A 23,584-nucleotide genomic window follows, 5' to 3' on the forward strand; every position below is an offset into this window, starting at 1 on the left:
TTTCGCGGACATCGCGTCATGCGCTGATCCGTGCGGGATGCGAGCTATGCCTTGCGCTTGTGCTCGCTGGCTGTTCGACCTGGCAGACTCCGTCCCAGGTTGACGATGCGCCGCTGCGTGAGCGCGCGGTGAGCGCCACCAGTCACGGCGTGCGCGTGAGTGCAACCGTGCTCGGCAGCGAAGACAGCACGCGAATGTTCGGCGCCGACGTCACCCGAACCGGTGTGCAGCCGCTTTGGGTCGAAGTGCAAAACGGGACACCCCAGGCGCTGTGGCTGTTGCGCTCGGGAACAGACCCGGACTACTTTTCACCGCATGAGGTCGCGTGGTCCATGCACACACTACTCGGCGGCGCAACGAATACACGCATTGACGACTATCTCAACGAGCTTGGATTCAAAAATCCGATCCCGCCGGGAATGACGCGCTCGGGCATCCTGTTCACGAACCCGGATCACGGTATCAAGCTCGTCAATATCGACCTGTTCGGAAACAAGACGCTGATCCCGTTCTCGCTCTTTCTGCGCGTCCCAGGCAGCACGGACGATCCGCGCCTCGCGCAGCTCGCTTCCTCGTCTGCCGGCGCGGCGGTCACGGACTATAAGGATCTCACCTCGCTGCGCGCCGCACTTGAACGGCTGCCGTGCTGCGCTACCGATGCGGCTGGGACTGCGCAGGCCGACCCGCTAAATGCCGTTGGGATTGGCCAGTTCACCGACATCGGCGCTGCGCTGGTGCGACGCAACTATCGGCGCGATGCGCGCGAGTCGGATCTTGCGCAGCGGGTCTTCGGGCGGCCACCGGACTTCGTGATGCGCAAGCAGGCGCAGGCAGGTTCGCCGGCCACCTGGATACGGGGATGGCTCGCGCCGCTTCGTTACCAGGGGCAACTGGTCTTCATCGCGCAGATCGGTCGCCCCATCGGCGGGCGCTTTGTACCCCGCAATGATTCACACATCACGCTGCAAGGAGACGTCGATGAGGCGCGCAATTATCTGATCCAGGATCTGATGTACTCAGGTGGTCTCGACAAGCTCGGATTTGTGAACGGCGTCGGCGCGGCACCGTACTCGCAGCCCCGCACGACACTCGATGGCGCGACCTACCATACGGACGGTCTGCGCGCCGTGGTGTTTTTCGCGACGCGGCCACGCAGCATGTCTGATGTGGAGTTTCTCGACTGGGTGCCTTACCTGAGCGAGCACGAAATCCCCCAACCCGGAGAACCCGCCGATGCACGCCAGTGACTCGAATCCGGCATGGTCGGTTGCGCTACCGACGCTTCTCGCTGTCTCCACCCGTGTGTGGCGCAAGAACCGCGTCGTGATCGCGACGATGGCAACCTGTGCCTTGCTGGGAGCGTGCGCGACGAAGCCGCTCGTCCCGTATTCGACCGATACGCCACCGCTGGTGCTCGTACCCGCATCGCAGGCGGGAGTGCAGGATCAACGAGGGCGTTTCCGCGAGATCTATTGCGCGGTCCTGAAAGCGCGCGGCCCCGGACTGCCTGACTATCGCCCTTGTGAGGACGCGCTGACCCGCGTGGGCACCGAGCCCCCCGGCACTGGCAGGCCCGTCGATCTGGGGCCCTCCCGGCGACACCTCATCGCCGCGGTCGTGCCGGGGATCGGCTATGACTGTTTCAAGCCATGGCTCAATCCGCCGGACACCGTGGTAATGCATCTTCGCCAGTTTGGCTTTGACGCGACGTTGCTCGACGTCGATGCGCTGTCGAGTTCGACCCACAACGCCCGCCAGATTCGCGACGCGCTCATGGCCATGCCGGCGCCTGAGGGCCCGCCGCGCATTGTGCTGGTCGGCTATTCGAAGGGTGCTCCCGACATTCTCGAAGCGCTCGTCGCCTACCCGGAAATCCGCAGCCGCGTGGCGGCGGTGGTGAGTGCTGCTGGGGCGATCGGAGGATCGCCGCTCGCAAATGACGCTGAGCAGTACCAGGCCAACCTGCTGCAATACGTCCCGGGCTCAGCCTGCACGCCGGGTGATGGCGGCGGGGTGCAGAGCCTGCGACCGGCGACCCGCAAGGCGTGGCTTGCACAGCACCCCCTTCCGGGCGACTTGCGTTACTACTCGGTCGTCACGTTCCCGCATCCCGATCACATCTCGTCGATTCTTGAATCTAGCTATAAGAAGCTCTCGCGTGTCGATGCACGAAACGACAGTCAGGTCATCTTCTACGACGAGATCGTGCCGGGAAGCTCGCTTCTCGCTTACGTCAATGCGGATCACTGGGCGTTGGCGGTTCCGCTTGCCAGGACGCATCCAACAATCGGGGCGCTCTTTGTGACCGAAAACGCATATCCGCGTGAGGCCCTGCTTGAGGCTATCTTGCGGTACGTGGAGGAGGACCTTTCGGGAGCATCGAATTGATGCCACCCGGGTGAACGACCGATATGCACTCGTAGGCGGCCGTCGAAACCGTACAAGTCGAGCGGCGGGAATGGGTCGACTATTGCCGACTGCCTCGGGCAGCAGTCGGCCACTTGCGGACCATCGTCGCTTGAGTTTGAACGCCCGTTCTTACTCGCACAGCGGACCGCCACGTCAATACGCGCCGCTATGTGGGCGGCAGGTGCGATACAGTGCCCCGGATAGCGGCGGAACGCTAGCGCTTCTTTGCCGGGGCACGCGGTCCGCACAACACCGAGTATCAAAGGGCATCGTGATAACAAGCTAGATCTGCCTGCTGCACTATCGGCGACAAGCATGCAATCGCGGCCATCGCAAGGATGCGACTACTGAGCAACTACGGATCGTGAGCGATTCGAACCTTTGGCATTCTGCCGGCCGATTGTCCGAAGGCCCAGAGCCGCAATAGACGCAACGAATCCCCCTGCAGCAAGCGGCATATACGCCCATCCCCACTGATGAGTCCAATCAAGCGTTGCGCCGAAGGCCATTGGCGCCAGCGCCCCCGCCCCGAATCCCAGAATCGACCGCACTCCCATCACACGCCCCAGGTAGCGAGGAGCCACTTCGTCGGTCATCGCAGCTGAGAGAACGCCGGAATCGGCGAGAATAAAGAAGCTACCGACCGCGGCCAGTGCAATCACCCAGCCGGGTCCCCAATGCCAGGACCAACCCATAAGCATGGAACAGATGGCTCCAGCGGCTCCAACGCACATGAGCACACGCGAACGTCCCCACCGATCGGATAGTGCACCGACGAGTCCGGAAGCTACCATGCCCGATAGATGCACCGTACCGCCGACGATCAAGCTCGTGGTCATTGCTCCAAAACCGCACGGCTGAAGTACCGTCGCCAGGAGGGTTGGAGTCCAGGCCCAACTGCCCAATAGCTCCCAGCAGTGGGCCACGTATCCAACAAGAAGACATATGGACGTGGGGCCAAAAATGCTCTTCCACTGCATCGGCTCGGCAGGCGCTGCCGTTTCACGCGCATGTGGTCGATTTTCGACGCCGTCAAGACTGAGCTGGCCGAACATCGCGCCGGCCGATGCGCCTGCCGCGCAAACGGCAAATCCAGCCGTTGGACCGAAAGACTTCGCGACCCACATGGAGAGCGACACGGAAAGCAGATACCCGAAAGAGCCGGCCGCCAGAATCTGTCCCATCGCACGACCCCGTGCAGCTGGAGCACTCAGTTCTGCAGCCAGGAGTAGCGCCGGGCTATAGGCACCTCCCTGCGTCAGCCCCACAAACACGATCAGGATTAGCGCGCTGTGCGGCGACCTGGCAAAGATCGCGAAGACGACCAATGCACACGCACCCGCCCATGTGGAAACCTGATACATGCGCTTGGCCCCGAGGCTGTCGGATAGCCATGAGGTGACCAGGAGCGCAAGAGCGTTGGAGAGATTGAAGGCAGTCTGGATGCCACCAGCCGTGGTTGCATCCATGTGCCACACGGAGCGAAGTACTGGCAATGCGCCTACGAATGCCATCGTGCCCATGCATGTACCAGCACGACCGACGCACAAAAGGAATTGACGATTCATCTGTGACTCGCCAGGGGGGCGAGCCCCCGGACGTATAAAAACCATGCCGCGACCGCGAAAGCAGTACTGGCTCAGGCGGGCTTGTCCTCTGCCGCTCGCAGGTAGCCGTCACGTGTCTGTGGAAGCTTCATTCCGAGCAGTTTCGAAGCGACCTGCGTGCGCAGAATCTGCGCTGTGCCACCAGCGATGGTGAACATGCGGGCGTCACGGACATGCCGCTCCATCGGATTGTGTCGACCGTAGCCGGACGATCCGTAGAACTGCAGGGCGTCGTTGGTTACCTTGTTGGCCGTTTCGGCAGCAAAGATCTTCGCCCTCGCGGCCTTGTCGATGTCCGGAAAGTCCGCACCACTGGCAGCAGCGGAACGCAGGAGCAAACGCGCAGCCTCCAGTTGCGTCGACATGTCGGCCAGCATCCATTGCAACCCCTGAAACTCGGCGATCGGACGACCGAACTGATGCCGCGATTTGAGGTAGGCCATGCCCTCCTCGAATGCGCCCTGCGCGATGCCCAGGGCAACCGTGCCCGCACCGACGCGCTGCGCGTTGTAGGCCGTCATCAACGATGCAAATCCTCGCCTCAGGCCTCCCGGCGGAACCACCAGCATCGACTTGTGAATCTTCAGGTCATGGAACTCAAGGTGGGTCTCGGGGATACCGCGCACTCCCATGGCGTACAGCCTCCGGCCCACCACGAGCTCCGCAGGTGGCTTGTCATCGCGCACGCAGATGAATGCGCCGATGCCTTGCTCCACACCGTCGTCGAACACCCGGGCGAATATCAGGTGCAGTTTTGAAACACCGCCGCCGGTGATCCAGTACTTTTCTCCATTGAGGATGTAGTAATCCCCCTTCCTGTCAGCGCGCGTGGTCATCTCGCTCGCAGCGCTGCCCGCATTTGGCTCGGAGATGCAGATTGCCGGCTTGTCTCCCGCGAGAACGAGATCCGCCGCCACTTTCAGTTGTTCCTCGGTCCCGTACCTGGCAATGGCACCAATGGCGCCCATATTGGCCTCTACCATGATCCGCCCCATGGTGGCGCACGCCTTGGCCATCTCTTCAATGACGATCACGGTATCGAGGTAAGAAAGACCACGCCCGCCGAGATTCTTTGGCAGCGTCATACCCATGAAACCAGCGTCGCGCAGCGCAGCAACGTTGCTCCAGGGATACTGTTCAGTGAGGTCTGTGTCGGCAGCGGTGGGAGCAAATACAGATTGCGCGAGCTCCCGGGCTTGCGCTTGCAGAATCAGTTGATCAGGTGTCAGGTCGTACATGGTTTCTCCTGTAGCGCATTCGTGTTTCCAAGCCAATCCATCAGTACTTCGGCAGCGTGCTCATTGAGTCGCGGAGGCGCTCGCCTGTAACTCGGTGGAGTTGCGGACATCTTCAGCGGATTCGCCAGAAGGCCAATCTCTCCGTCTACCGCCCAATCGCACGGCATGCGCACCTCGGCGCCACGGGCTTTGACATGTGGATCGGAAAACACGTCCTGCAGATTGTTCACGGGCCCGCACGGAACACCGGCTGCCTCGAGTTCCCGCAGCCATAGCTCGCGAGGCTGCGTTTTCAGCGCGCTATCGACGAGTTCGCAAAGAGCGGTTCGATGACGGATTCGCATCGGGTTGGTCGCGTAACGCTCGTCGGACGCAAGTTCATCCAACCCAGCCACCTCGCAGAAGCGGCGGAATTGGGCATCGTTGCCAACGGCAAGGATCATCGGCGCATCCGCCGTGGAGAACACCTGATACGGAACGATGTTCGGGTGGCCGTTGCCCAGCCGCGTCGGTAGCTTCCCGTCAGTCAGATAGTTTGTACCGGCGTTGACGAGCCAGGATACCTGCGTGTCGAGAAGGGAAATGTCGATGTGCTGACCTTCTCCCGATCGCTGGCGATGCTGCAGTGCCGCCAGAATTCCGACCGCGGCATACATGCCTGTCATGACATCAGCGATGCCCACCCCCACCTTCATCGGCTCACCTTCCGGCACTCCGGTCAGGCTCATGATGCCGCCCATGCCCTGAATCAGGAAGTCGTAGCCGGGTCGGCTGGCATAAGGACCCGTGTGCCCGAACCCTGTGACCGAGCAATAGATCAGACGCGGATAGCGGTCCTTGATCTGCTCGTATGCCAGGCCGTACCTGGCAAGGCCCCCGACCTTGTAGTTCTCCACCAGAACGTCGGCATGCGCGATCAGCCGATGTACAAGCGCCCGGCCAGCGTCAGAGGCGATGTCGATGGCAATCGACCGCTTGTTGCGATTGGCAGAGAGGTAGTAGGCGCTCTCCTCCGTTTCTTCGCCCGACGTCCCGCGTACATACGGCGGCCCCCATTTGCGCGTATCGTCCCCTTCTTCGGGCTTTTCCACCTTGACGACATCTGCGCCAAGATCGCCAAGCAACTGGGCCGCACTCGGCCCAGCCAGAATACGCGAAAGATCGAGGACCTTGATGCCGGACAGTGCCATCATCGGCTCAGATTTCATGCGATATCACCGTCAGAACGTTCCATGTCAGCTGCCAAACTGATCAAACGCTTCCAGCGCCCGTGCAGAATAGACAAAGGCGGCCCCGGCATTGAGTGCAATCGCGGTTCCGAGTGCCTCTGCAACTTCCTGTTTGGTTGCCCCTGCTTTCTGGGCAGCCGCGGCATGGGAAGCGAGGCACCCCTCGCATCGCGTGGTGACCGCCACAGCCAACGCGATCAGCTCGCGAGTCTTGAGATCAAGCGCCTTTCCTTCATTCAACGACTCGTTCAAACCAAAGAACGCCTTGACGACCGGCGGGTTTGCCTTGGAGAGATTTGCTCCGGCAGTACGTTGGTTCGAGAGAAGTTCAGCCCAATCGTTGATCATTTTCTACTCCTTTAAATACTGCGTTTAGAAAAACCTACAAAGAAAGACACTTGAAACTACTAAAAACACACGACTAAAAAGCATTTTGCAAACGCGCTGGATCCACGGCGAAACCGGGGACAGCGCATAGGCAAAAACACATCTGCGAAGCGCCTGACAACGGTCCTCAACGCCGTGCGAGCGCCCTGGAAATCCGCTCGATCGCCAGGTCCACCGTCTGGCGTGGGCAGCCGAGATTGGCACGCATAAATCCGTGCCCCTCAATGCCAAATTTGGGCCCCTTGTCCAGCCACACGCACGCGTTGGCGAGCAAAAATTCGTCGAGTGCCTCAGGCGTCATGTCGAGCCCTCGGCAGTCAATCCAGGCCAGATAGAGCGAATCCATGTCGATCACCTTCAGGCCCGCGTCCAACGCGTTGATGCGCTCGGCAAAGTGCCGCTGGTTTCGGGCGACGTAAGCCACCAGTTCGTCCACCCAGTCGTCTCCATACGTGAACGCGGCTTCCGTAGCGACCATGCCGAGCAGATTGATGCGGGCGTTGTGATTTCTCTCGATGGTCCGCATGACTTCGTCGCGCTTGACCTTATCGGCAATGAACATGTTGCCGCACTGCAGGCCAGCGAGATTGAACGTCTTGCTCGCAGACGTACATGTGATGCTGTTGTGAGCGAACCGGCGGTCTAGCGACGCAAAAGGGGTGTGCTTTCTCCCTTGAGCCAATACGAAGTCGCAATGAATTTCATCAGCTATCACCAGCACCCCGTGCCTCAGGCAGATCTCGCCCATGGTCCATAGCTCCTCCTCGGTCCATACGTTGCCGGTCGGATTGTGCGGATTGGAGAGGACGAAGATCCTCGTGTTGTCGCGAATCGCGGCTTCGAACACCACTGCGTCGAAGCGGTACCGCTCACCGTCGAACCGCAGTGGCGCCGTGGTCGGGTGGCGGCCATTGACGATCACGTCATGGTGAAAGTGCGAGTAAACCGGCGGCTGGATGAGCACCGAGTCGCCTGGCTGTGAAAACGCCTGCAGAATGGTCTTGAGCGCGACAATCACGCTGGCCAACGGCACCACCCATCCTGGGGGCACATCCCAGCCGAAACGCCGCTGCTGCCACCCAGTCACAGCATTCAGATAATTCTTCGTTGGACCGGCGGCATAGCCGTAGACGCCATGCGCGACGGCATCGTGCAGCGCATCGATGACGGCGGGCGGAGACCGAAAATCCATGTCCGCCACCCACATGGGTAACGGCCTGGCCAGCGCATTGGCTGCGGTCGTGTCGTCCACCGGTCCTGCCCATTTCAAGGAATTGCTGGCGCTGCGGTCTACTACGGTATCGAAGTCAAATCGAGACCTACTGATCGTGATCACACCTGCATCTTGCGTCATCGCCTTCTACCCCTCTCGTCATCCATTGCGCAAACAGTGCTCGAAGTCATATCAGTAGCCCATGGCTTTCAGTACTGGCGACAAACACAAAATAATGCCAAATGCGAATACACACCACACGCGTGGAGAGCGGTATTTCCTGAGTGCAGGTACCTTATACGCGAGCAAACAAGGAACGAAGAATGACGCGATACCGTAAATCGGTGCCGCGAGTTGCTGCAGCAAGATGATGGAAAATCGCGTCTGTACCCATGCCCATAGGCCGATCACGATGAATGCGCAGATTCCAACAGATACCAGACGAACATTGACACGCTCATGCGGGATGAAGCGTGTGACGAGATTCATCACCACCCCTTTAATCGCCTCTTCGAGTCCCAGATAGATGCCGAGAAAGGCCGTGACTATCGCAAAAATATCGAGGGCAGTAGTCATGTACAGTACGCCATTTCCGGGGATGACGCTGCCTGCCAGCGCCAGTGCCGAGATATTCTGCGCTTTGGCCGACAGAGCCTGGTCGTGCGAAAGGACAAAGGAAAATGAAGTAGCGAAGAACAGTATCGCGACTACGAGGATGACATACGCGACGCGATTGGCACGGAATGCACGATAAGTGGCAATCCTCGGGTCCTTCTCTACTTTGCGAAACGCGATATTCATCGGGCTCAGGATCTGCACAAACATGATTGAAAACAAGGTAAACGGGGCTGTCAAAACGGTGTCGATCACGAACCGTTTGAGCGTTGGCAGCGAAGGCAGATTCATGGCGACATCCCAATGCGGGATCATCACTACCCCAAAAGCACCACGACACCGAGCTTGAAGAGCACCAGCGGGCTGGACACCTTGATGATCAGCTTCTCCCCCTGTGCGGCGATAAGCACCAGAGCACAAAGTAGCGCCAGCGAAAAAAGCGGGCTGTCGGAGAGCAATCCCTTCGTTATGCCGTAGGTCTGTAGATACTTGGCTGTGTCGAAGGTCACCGCCAGTGAATAGGCGAGCATTCCTTTCACCAGCATGAAGAAATACACCACGGCGAGGAAGATGCCCCAATTTTTCCCTAAATACTGCGTAATGATTCCGGCATAGTTCTCACAATCGGAACTTTCGGATAGCGTCTGCAAGTACAGTTTTTGCATCATGTACATCGCGGGATAGGCGACCATGACTGATGCAGCAAACACCCAAACACCGGTGATGCCAACCTGCACCGGCAGAAATACAATACCCGAGCCAATCGCCATGCCAATGCACAGGATGACCCATCCCATGTCATATCGGGTGAACGGTACCCTGCCAAAAGATTCAGCGGAAATCTCCAACTCATTCAAAGTGTTCAAGCCTGTCTCCTTGTATGTGAACACCGTGGCGCGCGAACGCGACGAGGCGTTGGTACGTTTTATCGTTCTTGTTATGGCGAGGCTCAGCGCCTCAAATGCTGTGGTGACGCGCGTTGGCTTTGATGGGACCAGGGCAGTGAATCCCGGTCAACAGCACGTAGGGTCCTGCAATCGAATCGCCAGCATCTCGCCGACAGCACAGGTCACCTCGGCCGCGCTCAAAGTCAGATCTATCCAGGCCTTTCGCCCCTCCAGTGAACGAAGGCGGCCTTTTATCACCAGTTCAATCCCGAGTGGAGTGGGCTGCCTGAAATCGACCTTGAGAGACGCCGTCACGAAACGAATTGGCTGCGAGCAGTCGTCCACATGCCGCTCGTCCTTCTGACAGCAGAACGCGGCTGCCGATGCCGCGCCATGGCAATCGAGAAGCGAAACGATCATTCCGCCATATACATGGTTGGGAACACCGCCGGTGTACCGACGGTCCGGTGTAAACCTGGCGACCGTTTCGTCTCCGATGAGATAGCTCTTGAGGTGATGGCCGTGGGGATTGCCGGTACCGCAGCCATAGCAGTGTGCAAACTCCGGGGGATAGGAATCTTGTATTGCGCGTGTAGACATCTGTTTGCCTCCGTGTCGGATGAGATGCCTGCCGCCAGCAAGGAATTGCCCATCTGGCGCCCAGTCCGCACTGCTTCATCACTTGATCGAATCGTACGGTTCATGTTCTTCATGAACAATTGAAATCATGTTCAACTATGGAGATGACTGGCCCGAAACACCCGCACGGACTTGCAGCGGTGCAAGGCTAAAAATAAGATTCATGAATCGACCACAAACTTGAGATCTGACTCAATGGCACGCCGAACAGGAACAACTTCACCGACGCTCCGGCAGCTCGAGCTTCTGCTGGCCCTCACCTCTTCTGACGGAATCGCGGGAGCTGGCGCAAAGCTGGGAATGTCGCCCTCCGCAACCAGTCACGCCTTGCGCGCGTTGGAGACCGCACTTGGAACGGAACTGGTCGACCGCAACGCATCGGGGATCGCCCTGACCTATACCGGCGAACACGTTCTCCCGCATGTTCGCGATGTCTTCGCGTCACTCCAGCTGGTCCAGGCAACCGCACTAGCCGGCGCGGAGCTCAAGACGGGGTTGCTGCGCCTGGGCTCGTTCGGCGCGAGCGCCACGATAAGGGTTCTTCCGCCGCTCATAGAGCGGTTCAAGGCTCGCTATCCTGGCGTTGACGTTGTGGTCACCGAAAAGCCCGATGAACAAACGTCACGAGATTTGATCGAGCGCCGCCTGGAACTCGCGGCGGTCACGCTGCCAAAATCAGACTTCGATTCGCAAACTCTCGCCGTTGATGAGCTTGTCGCGGTTTTGCCGTCCGGCCACGCCCTGGCAAAACTGGAGACCGTTCCCCTTGGTGAGATGACAGTTGACCCTTTTATCCTTACACGCGCAGGGTCACAGGACCTGGTCACCAGGCTGTTTTCCAGGAACGGATTACGCCCGCGGGTGACCTACGAATTGCTGCAGCTGATGTCCATACTGGAGTTGGTTGCCAGCGGAAAGGGCATCTCGGTCCTGGCGAAGCTGGCGCTGCCGGATCGGTATAACGGCACCGTCTTCCGCCCTCTCTCCCCTGGCACTTCACGACGCATCGGATTGGTGTGCCTGAATGAAAACCGTCTTTCTCCCGTGGCGCGGGCGTTCTGGCAGGAAACTCGCCGGTACCAATCCAGCCTGAAGGCCGCACCGCGCAAGTGACGCAGGGACATGCGTCGAGCAACGGCTGGCGCCGCTGATTGAAGTCAGATTCAATTGCTCGTGAAGAGTGATGAAGCAAAAATCCGGAGAGCCCCGACGCCTCCTTAAGTACTATCAAAGTTCAGAAGAAGGTCTCGGGGGCAGTTGCGACAGATCTAACCACCGGAGACAATTCATGGAAGAGACGCCCGCTTGCTTTGACCGCTTCGTGCGCGACTTTACGCAGCTCATGGACGATTATTCGGGCGACGAGACCCAGATCTTGCGGCAAGGCCGTAAACTCCTCGCAGATCTGGTCAGCCGGGACGACTGGCTTCCAGAGCGGTACGCGCAGCCACATCCTCAGTACTATCAACAGTATCTGCTCCATGCCGACCCAGCAGACCGGTTTTCGGTTGTCAGTTTCGTATGGGGGCCGGGCCAGAAAACGCCGATTCATAATCATACGGTCTGGGCGCTGATCGGTATCTTGAGGGGTGGAGAGCGGGCGCAGTCCTTCGAAGTCGGTTCGCCTGGCCTTCCTATGCGGTCGCTTGGGGATGAAGACCTCGGCCCAGGAACAGTCGAGAGCATTTCTCCGCACACTGGCGACATTCATCGGGTCTCCAACCTGTACGAGGATCGCGTCTCGATCAGTATCCATGTGTACGGTGGCAACATCGGAAGGATCTCGCGTCACGTCTTCGAGCCGACAACGAGCACACCGAAGCCGTTTATTTCCGGGTATTCCAACGAATCCGAGATTTCAGCGTAATCCGTCCATGTCAGAAGTTAATCCGGGTACCGTCGGCGACTGGCGTTCTTTGTCCGAATACGCGCACGCCAGGGGCAATGTCGCAAGGCTTACGATTGCCCAGGCGCTTGCCGGCGCGAACTCAACCGTCTTCTATGCAACCGGCGCTATCGTTGGCAACACGCTCGCGCCCAGTCACGCTTGGGCGACCCTGCCAATCTCGATATTTGTGGTGGGGATGGCGACATCCTCGCTGCCGGCCGGGGCAGTTGCCCAACGCTGGGGGCGGCGTACTGCATTCATGGCGGGAACCGCATGCGGCGTCCTGGCCGGCCTGCTTGCGGCCTGGGCTGTGATGCTGGGCGCATTCTGGCTCTTTTGCGTGGCAGCGTTTTTCGGCGGCGCTTACGCCGCCGTAGTGCTTTCTTTCCGCTTCGCAGCCGCGGATTGCGTGCCGCTGGAGCGGCGCCCCCGCGCGCTGTCGTTCGTCATGGCAGGCGGAGTTTTCGCTGGGGTAATCGGCCCACAGCTAGTCACGTGGACCATGAATTTGTGGCCACCTTACACATTCGCGGCGACCTTTTTGGCGCAAGCGGCAGTGGGCGCCCTGGCCGCACTCGTCCTGCAAGGTGTTCGCCTCTCCAAGCCTACGGTGGCAGAGACTGCTGGAGGTCGCCCGATCGGCGTCATCGTCCGGCAGCCTCGATTTGTTACCGCCGTGATCTGTGCGGTTGTCTCGTACCTGCTGATGAATTTCCTCATGACGGCCGCCCCTTTGGCGATGCGGATGTGCGGACTGTCGCAGCGGTCGTCCAACCTCGGGATTCAATGGCACGTTATCGCGATGTACGCGCCCGGCTTTTTCACGGGCAGGCTGATTGCGCGTTTCGGCGCTCAACGGGTTGTTATGGCAGGTCTGGCATTGACGGCACTTTCGGCGGCCACCGGATTGCTGGGCGTCGATGTGGCGCACTTCTGGCTGACGCTCATCCTGCTCGGCATGGGCTGGAACTTAGGCTTTGTAGGGGCGTCAGCCCTCGTGCTCGAATGCCATCAGCCCGAGGAAAGGGCGCGTGTGCAGTCGCTCAATGACTTCATCGTGTTCGGGACGATGGCCTTCGGCTCGTTCCTGTCGGGCGACCTGCTGGCCACCTACGGATGGAACACGGTGCTCGGGCTGTCGCTAGTTCCACTAGCCCTTGCAGTTATCGCGCTGCTTGGCTCGGCGGTGGCAAGTAGGCGCGCACCACGCTGGCAGAGCGCGATCAGCGCACCAAAGGGCGATGAGATCGGATAGAAGCGCGTTTGCAGCGATTGTCGAGCCGTCTGGTCGAACCACGGCATGAGCAAACCGAAGTCGTGCTCCGCGCGGTCAGGGCTCCAGCCGACCACGACTGACGACCTCGCTAGTGTGGTCCGCTGTCCATGGCAAGGACCGCACAAAACAGGACTTCGCCGCTCTTGACCTTCCGGTAGACCACGCCCGCATTCTCCCCGTTGCACGAAGTTTGGCGCACCGCCTACTCCTGCTCTTATCATCAAGCGCAGGCCATGTTACGCATCTCGCACATGAATACGGTGCGCTATGGGGATGTCGGGCCTTCTGCTTCGCAAGTAGGACCACTGTAGGTACATCACGAGAGCGCGTGAATCCCAAGCTCCCATTCCGGGTACCCATCGAACGAACGCCCTATCTCTTCGCGCGCAGCCTTACTTCGATACTGATCTGGAAGGCTCCGGACTCGCACCGTAGCGCAATCCGTCAATAAACAAACCCACCAACCTCCGGGCATCAAGTGGGTCGGGACATTCGAGTGGGGCGCAAAGTGCACCCACTGCGCACAGGAGCTCGTCCGGTTGGACGCCTCTGCGAATTTCGCCTGCAGCTGTCGCCGTGTCGAGGAGACTCTGAACGACCGGACGGAGTCGTTGCAAAAAATACAGCGGCAAAGCCTTGAATGCTGGGTCGCCAGAATTCAGGGCGGCAGCGAGACCACGCCTCTTCGTCACGAACTCGACATAGCGGTCAACCCATTCCAGTAACGCCTCTCCAGCGCCAAGCGTGGCGGCAAGTTCAGAGCCGGCGTCCGCGCAGGCGTCCACCTCGCTGCACAACGCAGCCACCACAAGGTCGGAACGTTGCGGGAAGTGGCGATAGATCGTGCCGACGCCCACACCGGCCTTTTGCGCAATCTCGCGCACCGGAGCATCGATGCCCGAGGTTTCGAAAACATCCAGTGCTGTTCGCAGGAGCGTGTCTATGTTGCGTCGTGCGTCAGCGCGCACGGGGCGCGACGCACGTTCGTTCGCGGACTTGTTCGTTTTGCTGCTCAATTCATTTTCCCCTTGCTATACGGAACCTTGTTCCGTATAGTCAGTAACCGGAGCGACGTTCCGCTTGCATTCTACCGTAGGCGAATCGCTTTCACCCATCATTTTGAGCGGAGCAAACATGCAGAGCACACCCGTCGCACTCGTTAGCGGTGCGAACAAAGGAATTGGCCTTCAGATCGCCAAGGAACTGGCGGCGAAAGGTTTCAAGGTACTCGTCGGAGCCCGCAAGCTGGACCTCGGCGTGGCGGCAGCAAGAAGCATCGGCGGAGAGGTCCAGGCTATCCAGCTCGATGTGACGGATCGAACGTCGATTGCGGAAGCAGCCAGGCAGATCGAGGAGACAGTGGGACGTCTCGATGTGCTGGTCAACAACGCGGGGATCTCGCGTCCAATCAAGCCGGGGACGCCTATCGAAGAAATGAGGGACGGCGACAAACTGAGCCGTGTATCAGTCGACGATATGAGCGCCGTGTTTGAGACAAACGTGTTTGGGGTTGTTGCCGTTACACAGGCAATGTTGCCGTTGCTCCGGCAAGCACCGGCCGGACGCATCGTAAATATTTCGAGCGCAGGTGGCTCCCTTACGCTGAAGGACAACCCGTCGGAGTTCTCGCGACAGTATGTCGGCGCTTATCAAGCCTCGAAAGCGGCACTCAACGCCGTCACGCAAGCGTTCGCCATTGAACTGGAGGGCACGAACATCAAGGTCAACGCAGCCTGTCCAGGCTTCACCGCAACCGCTATTAGTAACTTTGCACAGGGCGCAGGATCGGTTGAGGATGCAGCGCGAGAACCCGTTCGCCTGGCGCTCCTTGATGCGAATGGACCGACAGGCACGTTCTCGAACTTTGATGGTCCTCTGCCTTGGTGACTCAGTCCGCAAAACGTCACTGAGATAAATGAGTCGTAGCGCAGCCGACGACATGCTGTACCTGTGGTTCACGCGCCTCATCGACAATGAGGCGCCCGAGAAAGCCATCGACTTCGTCACGCGCGCATCAAATACATTCCTTCGGGGCCGTGAAATTCCATGCCGCCAGCGCCTCGCACGTTGACACCGGCCGCGCGCCGAGTTGGACGTCCGCCCGGCGATGGCGTCACTGGATCCGCCACACGTACGCCTCGCAAGTACCGGCGTGCGGCGTGAAACTGGTCACGGCCAGGAACAACCTCTGCCACCGTCACTATCTGGTCACGCCCCAGTAAAGCGCGGGATAAATATCGAAACGTTCCGGGCCCTGCTGACGTCCCAACCTGATGCACCGCAGCGCTCACGTCGAAGCACGCCTCCGACTTGAGTTCGGGCTTCTTCTGATTTTCAATGTAAGTATTAGCAGAATACCGTCGTGGAGATTACGAATTTATTCAATACTCATCCAGAGGCAATCTATACTCGGTTACACCACCCCCCTCCATGGCCAGCAGTCGTTTGAGTGGTTCAAACAGTTCATGGCACGCGACCCGGTCATTTTTCTTCTTCAGTATTCCGTATTAATACGCTAACACTGTGTTTCTCGTCAGCGTTGGTTAAGTTTCATGTCACCGCTGTGCGAGTCTATCCGGATCACAGAAGGCATAACCGTTGCGTGCATGCGATGACAACGCTCTAAACAATGAGAGGTGCTCATGTCTGGCTATGCGTTGGATAACTCCTGGGAGCACGCCAATCGCCGTCTGACGCTGCTGGAGAGAATGCTCGATCCGATGACCCAGCGTCGCATCACCCTGCTCGGCGTCAGTCAGGGGGCGCGTTGCCTCGAGGTGGCAGCCGGAAGCGGTTCGATAGCAAAATGGCTTTGCGAGCAAGTGGGGCCGACCGGCAGCGTCGTGGCCACCGACATCAACATCGCATTGCTCGACCCAATCCGTCTTCCGAACCTGGAAGTCCTGCAACATGACATCGTCGCTTCTGAGCCCCCCGGCGCGCCATTCGATTTCGTCCATTCACGCTGGCTCCTGCACCATCTGCGCGAACCCGAACAAGCGATCCGCCAGATGATTGACGCGCTGCGCCCCGGCGGATGGCTATTGCTGGAGGAAGTCGACTTCTTCCCGGTGCATGCATCATCGTCCACCGTGTTCCGCGAATTCATGGTCGCGCTCGTCAACACAGTGGTAAAGCCGTCGGGTCGCGACTGCTTCTGGGCGCGCGCCCTTCCCGAGACCGTGGCTGCCATGGGTCTCGAGGAACTCGGGGGCGCCGGAGAGTTTCCCGTCATCCAGGGCGGCTCGCCCGCTGCCGAATTCTTCGAGCTGACGGCCGTGCAGATGCGCGATCAACTGCTCGCGACAGGTGCACTGGCTGCGCCCCGGCTCGACGAAGCGTTGCAACTTCTCCAGTCACCGGACCTGTGGGCCTTCGGCGGGGCAAACATCGCCATATGGGGACGGCGCCGCTTCACTTGACGGGCGTTTGACGCGGGCGCACCGAAATGCACTCCCGCGAGCCTTTGTGGGTTGCCATGCACCTTGGCGTCAACAGGCGCGCCGTTCACCGCCGGCTGGCCGATTACGGCGAGAGCTATTCGTCCATTCTCAATGCGGCGCGCGTCGACATGGTCATTCGCTACATGAAAATCGCGAACGACCGCTCCCGGAAGTTGCGACGCTGCTCGGCCTCTCATCTTCCTGCACCTTTTCGCACTGGTTTGGCCGCGAGTTCGGCTGCAGCGGCTGCCAGTCATTTTTCGCCGGGTTAAATGACCGGTTGAATGCGCCATCTACATGCGGTCAACGGCTCCTAAAGGTTGCGCAGAAACTCGATCACGGCGGCGTTGACGAGGTCCGGGGCCTCTTGTTGCAGCCAGTGACCCGCTCGCTGAATGATTTGAGAATCTCGCAGGTTGGGCACGAGTTTCCGCATGTCGCCGATGATTTCGCGCATGCCCGGAATCGCCAGCCCGGTGTCGTATTCCCCGACTAGATAAAGGGCGGGAGTTTGGACCGGCAGGCCGTTGAAGGCTGCCTGCAATTCCCAGTTACGGTCGAGATTGCGGTAATAGTTCAGCCCACCGCGAAACCCCGACGCCTTGTATGCCCGCACAAAAGCGTCGAAGTCGGCCTTATCGAGCCATGTGGGTGGCGACGCAGGTTCAGGCAGAGCGCCGAGGAGTCCCGCCTGCCTCGCAACGAGTCCAAAAGGATTGGGTGTTTTCTGGTCGCGCGGGCCGGCGTCCCCTGACGCCCAGAAATAAAGCTTATGCAGTGTAGCAGCAACGTCGAGCTCGAGTTCGCTCTCGGCTTGCCCAGCTTGAGAAAAGTAATGCGTGTAAAACCACGCTTGTTCAGTTTGCGGAAATATCCGGCTCGGCGAGATCGGGGCTCGGCCCATCATGGGAACCCCGAGCGCCACGACAGCGCGAAAGCGGTCGGGGCGCAACAGCACGGCCTGCCACGCAATGGTTGCGCCCCAGTCATTTCCCACCACGACAGCATTTGTCTCTCCGAGCGCGTCCATGATGCCCACCAGGTCACCGACAATGTCGAGCGTCGTATACCGCCCTGGTTCAATCGGAGAATCGCTGAGTCCGAAGCCCCGCAGATCCGGTGCGACTGCGCGAAAGCCTGCATTCGATAAGCCCATCAATTGGTGTCGCCACGCGTACGACGTCTCAGGAAACCCATGAAGAAGCAGGACTAGCGGCCCCGCTCCCTGGGCAGCGACGCTCAGGCGGACGCCATTGGTTTCGATGAAGGACTGAGTAAATGCGTACACGATCGCGCTCCGATGGTTGCGTTAAGTCACGCGAAATCGTAACATCAAATGTCACGAATAACTTGCTTCAAGCAACATGCAACGCGATACACGGCTGGCCCGGCTTCTTCACGTACTCGTACACATGGACCTGCGCGGCGGCACAACCACCTCCGAGACGATCGCGCAAATGCTGCACACTCAGCCGTCGCTGGTTCGACGCACTATGGCTGCGCTGCGTGCGGCCGGTTATGTAGAGTCGATCGTTGGACCGGGGGGAGGCTGGGCTCTCCGTCGTGAACTCGGCGATCTCACCGTGCGTGACATATATGCTGCAATCGCATCTAAGAGCGCATTCGCGATCGGTACGGCGGATGACAATCCGGCCTGCCCGGTGGAGTCAGCCGTCAACCGGTTCCTCGACGATGCACTGAGTTCGGCAGAGGACGAATTGCTCCGACGTTTCGCGCAAATGCCTCTTTCCGTCATAGCTCGGTACGTGAAGGTGCCGAAGCCCTAAGGAGCGTCCACTTTTGGCGCGGGGCAGTCGTCTGTCTGTAGGCCGCGTACGACCGTTTCTGGCCGGTTCCGCGCGGACGTAGGAGCGCCCCAAAGCAGCCGCACGAACTCAAATTCAGTTCGTGCGGCATGAGCCGGATCCGCTGGATCTCAGTCTGCTCGGACATCTCCAGGGCATCGTCAACTTCGATCCAAAGGTAGCGGACCGTACTTTCCAGTTTGCTGTGACCAAGCAATAGTTGGTCAGCCCTGAGGTTCTTTGTGCGCTTGTATATCAATGTCACTTAGGTGCGGCGCATCGAATGGGTGCCACAAGCGGTTGGGTCGAGCCCCGCCGCAGTTGCCCATTGGCATACGATCCTGGCGTATTGCCGAGTCGAAATGTGCGGATACGCCGAAAGTCGACTGGCGAAACGACATTCCTCCGGCCTCAGCGAGGCCTTCTCGAGCCGAGCTCCAACGGCGGATCAGGTTGGCTCGGTCAATTCAAACTGCACGGGTCGCCGGGTCTTTTGCTGAACGACCAGCGCCCGGGGCAATACCTGATTGCCGTGGGTGACGTCGCGAACTCTCAGACTGACAAGGTCACAGCCGCGTAGTTTGCTATCGATAGCCAGGTTGAACAAAGCGAGATCACGGACTGCGTTGGCGTTCTGGAGGTGGATCCTGATGGCCCAGGCGTCTCTTGGCCGCGGAGGAGGCTTTTGGCCGATGAGCTTCCCTTTGTTCCATGCCTCACGGGCTTGTGCGGTCTTCATGACAGACTCCCACAAGAAGATGGGAGTTCGATTTTGTTACCCCGCTCGGGTGTCCGCTTACGATCGATTTCTCGGAGGCTCACAACCGGCCACCAAGAGACAGCCACCATGCAGCTTCGAATGACCCAGGCGCCGCCGAGTCCGGTCATTCGACGGAGATGCGCTACTGTGCTCCGGCCTCCTGCCCTGAGCTACTGCAAACACAACGGCAATACGCCGAAAGTTTAAAAGCGCGTCGCCCTATCAACTCTGCCAGCCCGAGGGCGACCATGCGAGGGGGGCGAATTGAGACGTTGCTAGCTCTGGCGCATGCAAAGCTGCTCTGCGAGCACGGAGCCGACACAGGAAGGGGGCCGGGCGGTAGCTGTTTCGTTGCCACCGACACTTGAGCAGGCGCGGACCTCAAGAAGGTCCCGTACTTCGCTTACAGGCTCGCGTTGCCGTCGGCGCCGGCCGTAGAGCACATTAAATGTGTCTACACGCACGGCTCCGATCGCAACCCCACATGGCCCGCTGGTGACAGGATCATCCAATTCTACGGGTCGAAACGATGGTGAACGGAGTCTCTCGCTCACGCACACGAAGATCCTGCATGGTGCGGCGCTTTGCGCCGGAGTTTGTCAAACGGTGGATTCGCTTTCGGGCGGTGGTTCGGGCGAGCCGCCAGACAATAAACTTCATGCTCAGCGCCAGGCGCGACGTAACGGCGCCGCAAGAACATGATCGAGCTGTGGGAAGGCCAGTGTGCAGTGACCGGCGCTTACACCTTGAGAGCGCTGGTCGCGAGTCATGCCAAGCCATGGACGGACAGCACCGATGTAAAGAAACTGGACCCGAGCAATGGCTTGCTGCTCGCGGGCACTTTGGAGAAGATCTACGACGGCTACCTTATGTCTGTCCATCCCGAGACTGGCGAGCTGCTCTTCTCCGATGCGATCGACGAGGCAGAACGCTCCCGTCTGGCGGGGGAGCATACGCGCATGCGCAAAACACCCACGGCAGAACAGGCTGTCTACCTGGGGGCGCACTACCAGCGCGTCCTTGCGAAGAAGGTGGAGCGCTCCTCCAAGCTGCGCAATTAGCCTGGAGGTCTTGCGGGTTCCCGCCGGGAGCCTTACGTGGCACGTCGGTGGTCGTCCGATTTCCCGTGCCGCCTGAACCAGCGGCAAAGTCATCACCACCGGCCTTCAATGGCGTTTGTGCGTGCCCGTATAAAGCATGGACGCAAACGCGATCGAAGGGACTAGCAGAATCACGGCTAGCACGATGTAATGGTCCATGGAACCTCCTACGCGCCATTGGTGGCGAGCGTATCCCATGTTAAGCCTATTTTTAACACATTGCCGATGGTGGTCTAAAGCACCGTGCCGCACTGCTCGTTACGGCCTACATAGACCTTTCAATCACGAAGCGCTGCTCAAGAATTAAGCACCCACTGGCGACCGGGCGTCGCACTGCACACACGGGTAAAACCTTTATAGTGGCAGGGTTTGGGTCGCCCCTCTTTTTGCAGTGCGGTCCAGATCGCCAGGCGCGATCGGACCCCGTGTGCGGCCTTGCCGGTTGTCGACAGCCATGGCGCCGAAGTGACTCGGCCCCCTGTCAGCTTCGCCAGTTTCTGCCTACACCTCGAAAGGAAGTCCCTGTGAAATACATTCCCCGCATCGCCGCATCTGCTGCCCTCGTCGTCGTCGCTTTCGCTGTTGTCACGTTCGCCCAGATCAAGTTCGCGCCCCAGTCCGCAGACAACAACCCGCTCGCACAGATCGTCCTCAACGTCGAGTCGCAACTGAACGGCTGATCCCCGCCGTCAAAAACCCGTCCCGCGGCACCACGCGCACTGCTGGCAGGCAGTACCAAACTCATGTTTGAGCGTTTCCAATCCCTCGTCGCACGCCGGATTGCACGGAAAGAACGTCTGCATTTCTCCCCCTGAGCGTGCTCCAAAGCGCCAGCGCCCACGATTGAAAAGCCCGTCGCCATCCACATGGGATGTGCAGCGTGCTGCACGGATCGGCCTGAACGTCGAGTCGTGGAACGGCTAACACGCCAATCGAAGGCGCCGCGCGCATGGCGCAAATCGGATCCTCTGCGTCATAGATCTGCAACGCCTGGAGCACGATCCAGCGACGTCCCTCGCTGCGCTTGCGCGCGCGGAGGACTGTTACGAGCGATCGCGGTTGGAGTGGTTGCGCTGTCAGTGGCAGTTGCACCTGGCAGGTGCCCATGCGCTGCCCCCCCCGCGTCGGCCCCATTGTGATCATTGGCCGCGACAAGGTGATCAGGGACTCTCTGGCCGTTCTGCTTAACGTGAAGGGTTGTGGGAGGTCGAAGGCATATGGCTTCGACAGTTGGCATTCATTCCTTCTTGAACCGTTGCAGCAATTGATCGTACTCGACGTTTCGGAATTTTCTCGCGGCGCCTCCGCGTGGTTCGTGGAGAGCTTAATACGACCATCTGAAGGCAACGCATCGTTGCACTCGTATGGCCGCGGACGCACCGAATTTCAAAGGCAATGTTGACGAGGTGATTACCAGGTCACTCGTGCTCCAGGAGCCGCTTCGCGCGATCGACAAAATCAATTCGGAGGCCGTGGCGCTGAGCGCGTTACGAATGAATACCCACCCGAGAAAGCGTCATAGTTATCGTCAACACGACAGTTCCATATCGACCGGTTGAATCCGCTCGGCAAGAGCGGACACAATCTTGCCGACGGCGGATGGCGGCAACGGGTCGAAAGTGTGAGGTCGCGGATGCAGGAAGCCGACGCCGGGCTGTTCGATGCAGCCACGTCGTCAATCTGTAGCAGTGCTGACAAAGAATCGGGTCCGCCCAGATGTTAGCTATAGCCGAACTGCGGCCTCCCAGAAATCAGAGTGGATGACCAGACCGCTCCGTTCGCTGCCATTGGCCGGTCCGCGGCGCGTCGCAGACGCCCGCGCTCTGTCCGCCGACGGCGGTTTCAACCGGGAATAGTCCTGCATCCGGACATCGATGCACTGGTTTGCGGCAGGCTCCTCACCTGAGAGCGACGATGATCTCTCCGCACCAAGCCGAATACGCAATCGATCATCTCGTACAGGATGTACCAGGCAATCACTTTCGTGATGGCGGGACCTACTTCCGGCTTTTCAGGAATGCCCGTCCGGAAGCCGTAATCGCAATACTGGAGCGCGCGCCGGATGGGTAGCTAACGAAGCCCGCGCTGATCAACTCCCGTGTGACCGACCAACCGAGCGCGGGGGCGTCTCTCCCATAGCGAACTTCAGCGAGGCGCTCCAGTGCCCAGATTGAGGACGCGGATATGGTTTGCTCATTTGGTGAGTCGTTGTCGATCATTGCTTCTCCAAGGAATTAACGGCTAGTCGTTGCGGATTGCGAGGCGCTACGCCATCAGAGGAAAATCGACGCTTCCTGTCGCGTCCAGTCGTAGCGCGCACCCATCTCGATGCGTACGGCTGTTTCAACGAGGTCAGCGCCATGTTGCCCGGCGTGTTGATCCGCCTCCTTCATCAGCGCCTCGAGTGAAGGTAACGGGACACCGTTCTTCCACGCGAAGGCAATGATGTTTCCGGCGCTGTCTTTGGCCGGGGCGAGCGCGACCGATGAACCGAACGTCTCGCGAATCCGGGTGAGATTGTCCCCAAGCCGTGAATCCTCTGCCTGCAGGTTGGCGGCCAGCACGCCGTCGTCGTTCAACCGCGAATGGCAGGCTTCGTAGAAGGCTCCGTCAGATAGCTCGGGGGGCACGCCGTGCGCATTGAAACCGTCGAGCAGCAGCGCATCGAAGGTGTGCGTGGTTGTCGACAGATACTGCGCGGCGTCCGCACAAACGACCGACAGCCGCTCGTCGTCGGGTGGGATGCAGAAGCGCTCGCGCAGCGCAATCACCTCCGGATTGATCTCGACTACCGTGATGCGTGCATCCGGCAGATGCCGATAGCAGTACTTGGTCAGTGATCCTCCACCCAGCCCGATCATGCAGATGTGTCTGGGAGCGGGCTGCAGCAACAGGAATCCCATCATCGTGCGCGAATATCCCAATACAAGCGCATCTGGCGCCGCGCGCAGCATGGCGCTTTGCATGCCACGGCCGTCAAAGTACAGCGAGACGAGATGTTCGGATTGCACAACAACCGGGATATCCGGAGCAGCGCCTGGGCCACGGGCACGGATATTCGGGAGTGGCCAGTTGAACCGGGGCATGC

At 59.6% G+C, this 23,584-nt stretch carries 23 protein-coding genes and 2 pseudogenes; 12 read left to right on the top strand and 13 right to left on the bottom strand.

The window, feature by feature from the left end:
• Positions 1-167: 167 nt before the first annotated feature.
• Both AB4Y35_RS27980 and AB4Y35_RS27985 read left to right on the top strand, forming a co-directional pair.
• Entirely contained in the window at positions 168-1,247 is a 1,080-nt protein-coding gene (locus AB4Y35_RS27980) for an LssY C-terminal domain-containing protein (protein ID WP_368706912.1), read from the top strand.
• An 88-nt stretch (positions 1,248-1,335) separates the two neighbouring features.
• Positions 1,336-2,388: a hypothetical protein gene (locus AB4Y35_RS27985; RefSeq protein WP_368707224.1), complete on the top strand. Its 1,053-nt coding sequence runs from the start codon at positions 1,336-1,338 to the stop codon at positions 2,386-2,388.
• Positions 2,389-2,753: 365 nt separating this feature from the next.
• Here the strand turns inward: AB4Y35_RS27985 and AB4Y35_RS27990 are convergent, their stop codons facing one another.
• The 8 genes from AB4Y35_RS27990 to AB4Y35_RS28025 all read right to left on the bottom strand — a co-directional run bounded on the left by AB4Y35_RS27990 (position 2,754) and on the right by AB4Y35_RS28025 (position 10,185).
• A complete protein-coding gene (locus tag AB4Y35_RS27990; protein WP_368706913.1) occupies positions 2,754-3,977 on the bottom strand; it encodes a nitrate/nitrite transporter in 1,224 nt (407 codons plus the stop codon).
• A gap of 71 nt (positions 3,978-4,048) precedes the next feature.
• Positions 4,049-5,254 carry a 3-sulfinopropanoyl-CoA desulfinase gene (gene acdA / locus AB4Y35_RS27995; RefSeq protein WP_368706914.1) on the bottom strand — a complete coding sequence of 402 codons (1,206 nt, stop codon included), beginning with the start codon at positions 5,252-5,254 and terminating at the stop codon, positions 4,049-4,051.
• Positions 5,242-6,462 (bottom strand): CaiB/BaiF CoA transferase family protein, encoded by a 1,221-nt coding sequence (locus AB4Y35_RS28000; protein ID WP_368706915.1) that lies wholly within the window; start codon positions 6,460-6,462, stop codon positions 5,242-5,244. The genes acdA and AB4Y35_RS28000 overlap by 13 nt, the downstream gene beginning before the upstream one ends.
• Positions 6,463-6,489: 27 nt before the next feature.
• On the bottom strand, positions 6,490-6,831 hold the full coding sequence (locus AB4Y35_RS28005; RefSeq protein ID WP_368706916.1) for a carboxymuconolactone decarboxylase family protein: 342 nt from the start codon (positions 6,829-6,831) through the stop codon (positions 6,490-6,492).
• 166 nt (positions 6,832-6,997) lie between these two features.
• Entirely contained in the window at positions 6,998-8,224 is a 1,227-nt protein-coding gene (locus tag AB4Y35_RS28010; protein WP_368706917.1) for a MalY/PatB family protein, read from the bottom strand.
• Between the two features lie 51 nt (positions 8,225-8,275).
• On the bottom strand, positions 8,276-8,989 hold the full coding sequence (locus tag AB4Y35_RS28015; protein ID WP_368706918.1) for a hypothetical protein: 714 nt from the start codon (positions 8,987-8,989) through the stop codon (positions 8,276-8,278).
• A gap of 26 nt (positions 8,990-9,015) precedes the next feature.
• A complete protein-coding gene (locus AB4Y35_RS28020) occupies positions 9,016-9,564 on the bottom strand; it encodes a hypothetical protein (RefSeq protein ID WP_368706919.1) in 549 nt (182 codons plus the stop codon).
• Positions 9,565-9,711: 147 nt separating this feature from the next.
• Positions 9,712-10,185 (bottom strand): PaaI family thioesterase, encoded by a 474-nt coding sequence (locus AB4Y35_RS28025; RefSeq protein ID WP_368706920.1) that lies wholly within the window; start codon positions 10,183-10,185, stop codon positions 9,712-9,714.
• A 234-nt stretch (positions 10,186-10,419) separates the two neighbouring features.
• On the opposite strand from AB4Y35_RS28025, the gene AB4Y35_RS28030 reads away from it, so the two are divergent.
• From AB4Y35_RS28030 to AB4Y35_RS28040, 3 genes are all read left to right on the top strand, one after another.
• Complete coding sequence (locus AB4Y35_RS28030; protein ID WP_324161687.1) at positions 10,420-11,337, top strand: LysR family transcriptional regulator; 918 nt, start codon at positions 10,420-10,422, stop codon at positions 11,335-11,337.
• Positions 11,338-11,512: 175 nt separating this feature from the next.
• Complete coding sequence (locus tag AB4Y35_RS28035) at positions 11,513-12,091, top strand: cysteine dioxygenase (RefSeq protein WP_368706921.1); 579 nt, start codon at positions 11,513-11,515, stop codon at positions 12,089-12,091.
• Positions 12,092-12,098: 7 nt separating this feature from the next.
• Positions 12,099-13,367: an MFS transporter gene (locus tag AB4Y35_RS28040; protein WP_368706922.1), complete on the top strand. Its 1,269-nt coding sequence runs from the start codon at positions 12,099-12,101 to the stop codon at positions 13,365-13,367.
• Positions 13,368-13,780: 413 nt separating this feature from the next.
• Here AB4Y35_RS28040 and AB4Y35_RS28045 read toward each other — a convergent pair whose 3' ends face one another.
• Positions 13,781-14,404 (bottom strand): TetR/AcrR family transcriptional regulator, encoded by a 624-nt coding sequence (locus tag AB4Y35_RS28045; RefSeq protein WP_368706923.1) that lies wholly within the window; start codon positions 14,402-14,404, stop codon positions 13,781-13,783.
• A 118-nt stretch (positions 14,405-14,522) separates the two neighbouring features.
• Here AB4Y35_RS28045 and AB4Y35_RS28050 point away from each other — a divergent pair, with 118 nt between their 5' ends.
• The 4 genes and pseudogenes from AB4Y35_RS28050 to AB4Y35_RS28065 all read left to right on the top strand — a co-directional run.
• Entirely contained in the window at positions 14,523-15,275 is a 753-nt protein-coding gene (locus AB4Y35_RS28050; protein WP_368706924.1) for an SDR family NAD(P)-dependent oxidoreductase, read from the top strand.
• A gap of 28 nt (positions 15,276-15,303) precedes the next feature.
• A complete protein-coding gene (locus AB4Y35_RS28055; protein WP_368706925.1) occupies positions 15,304-15,459 on the top strand; it encodes a hypothetical protein in 156 nt (51 codons plus the stop codon).
• 571 nt (positions 15,460-16,030) lie between these two features.
• The gene (locus tag AB4Y35_RS28060; RefSeq protein WP_368706926.1) at positions 16,031-16,810 is read left to right on the top strand and encodes a class I SAM-dependent methyltransferase; all 780 of its coding nucleotides are present in this window, start codon (positions 16,031-16,033) and stop codon (positions 16,808-16,810) included.
• A gap of 50 nt (positions 16,811-16,860) precedes the next feature.
• Positions 16,861-17,075: pseudogene (locus AB4Y35_RS28065) on the top strand (helix-turn-helix domain-containing protein); the annotation flags it as partial.
• A 69-nt stretch (positions 17,076-17,144) separates the two neighbouring features.
• Here the strand turns inward: AB4Y35_RS28065 and AB4Y35_RS28070 are convergent.
• Positions 17,145-18,119, bottom strand: coding sequence for an alpha/beta fold hydrolase (locus tag AB4Y35_RS28070; protein ID WP_368706927.1), 975 nt, complete (start codon positions 18,117-18,119; stop codon positions 17,145-17,147).
• Between the two features lie 76 nt (positions 18,120-18,195).
• On the opposite strand from AB4Y35_RS28070, the gene AB4Y35_RS28075 reads away from it, so the two are divergent.
• Positions 18,196-18,618 (top strand): Rrf2 family transcriptional regulator, encoded by a 423-nt coding sequence (locus AB4Y35_RS28075; protein WP_368706928.1) that lies wholly within the window; start codon positions 18,196-18,198, stop codon positions 18,616-18,618.
• Between the two features lie 145 nt (positions 18,619-18,763).
• Here the strand turns inward: AB4Y35_RS28075 and AB4Y35_RS28080 are convergent.
• A pseudogene (locus tag AB4Y35_RS28080) lies at positions 18,764-19,375 on the bottom strand (tyrosine-type recombinase/integrase); the annotation flags it as partial.
• Positions 19,376-20,094: 719 nt separating this feature from the next.
• Here AB4Y35_RS28080 and AB4Y35_RS28085 point away from each other — a divergent pair.
• Both AB4Y35_RS28085 and AB4Y35_RS28090 read left to right on the top strand, forming a co-directional pair.
• On the top strand, positions 20,095-20,457 hold the full coding sequence (locus AB4Y35_RS28085) for an HNH endonuclease (protein ID WP_368706929.1): 363 nt from the start codon (positions 20,095-20,097) through the stop codon (positions 20,455-20,457).
• A gap of 563 nt (positions 20,458-21,020) precedes the next feature.
• Positions 21,021-21,176, top strand: a complete 156-nt coding sequence (locus tag AB4Y35_RS28090) for a hypothetical protein (protein ID WP_154671546.1) — start codon at positions 21,021-21,023, stop codon at positions 21,174-21,176.
• 1,317 nt (positions 21,177-22,493) lie between these two features.
• On the opposite strand, the gene AB4Y35_RS28095 is transcribed toward AB4Y35_RS28090, so the two are convergent.
• Both AB4Y35_RS28095 and AB4Y35_RS28100 read right to left on the bottom strand, forming a co-directional pair.
• Positions 22,494-22,715, bottom strand: a complete 222-nt coding sequence (locus tag AB4Y35_RS28095; protein ID WP_368706930.1) for a hypothetical protein — start codon at positions 22,713-22,715, stop codon at positions 22,494-22,496.
• Between the two features lie 54 nt (positions 22,716-22,769).
• A complete protein-coding gene (locus AB4Y35_RS28100) occupies positions 22,770-23,582 on the bottom strand; it encodes a fused MFS/spermidine synthase (RefSeq protein ID WP_368706931.1) in 813 nt (270 codons plus the stop codon).
• Between the last annotated feature and the right edge of the window lie 2 nt (positions 23,583-23,584).

The organism is Paraburkholderia sp. EG286A, from assembly GCF_040965375.1.
Classification (GTDB): Bacteria; Pseudomonadota; Gammaproteobacteria; order Burkholderiales; family Burkholderiaceae; genus Paraburkholderia.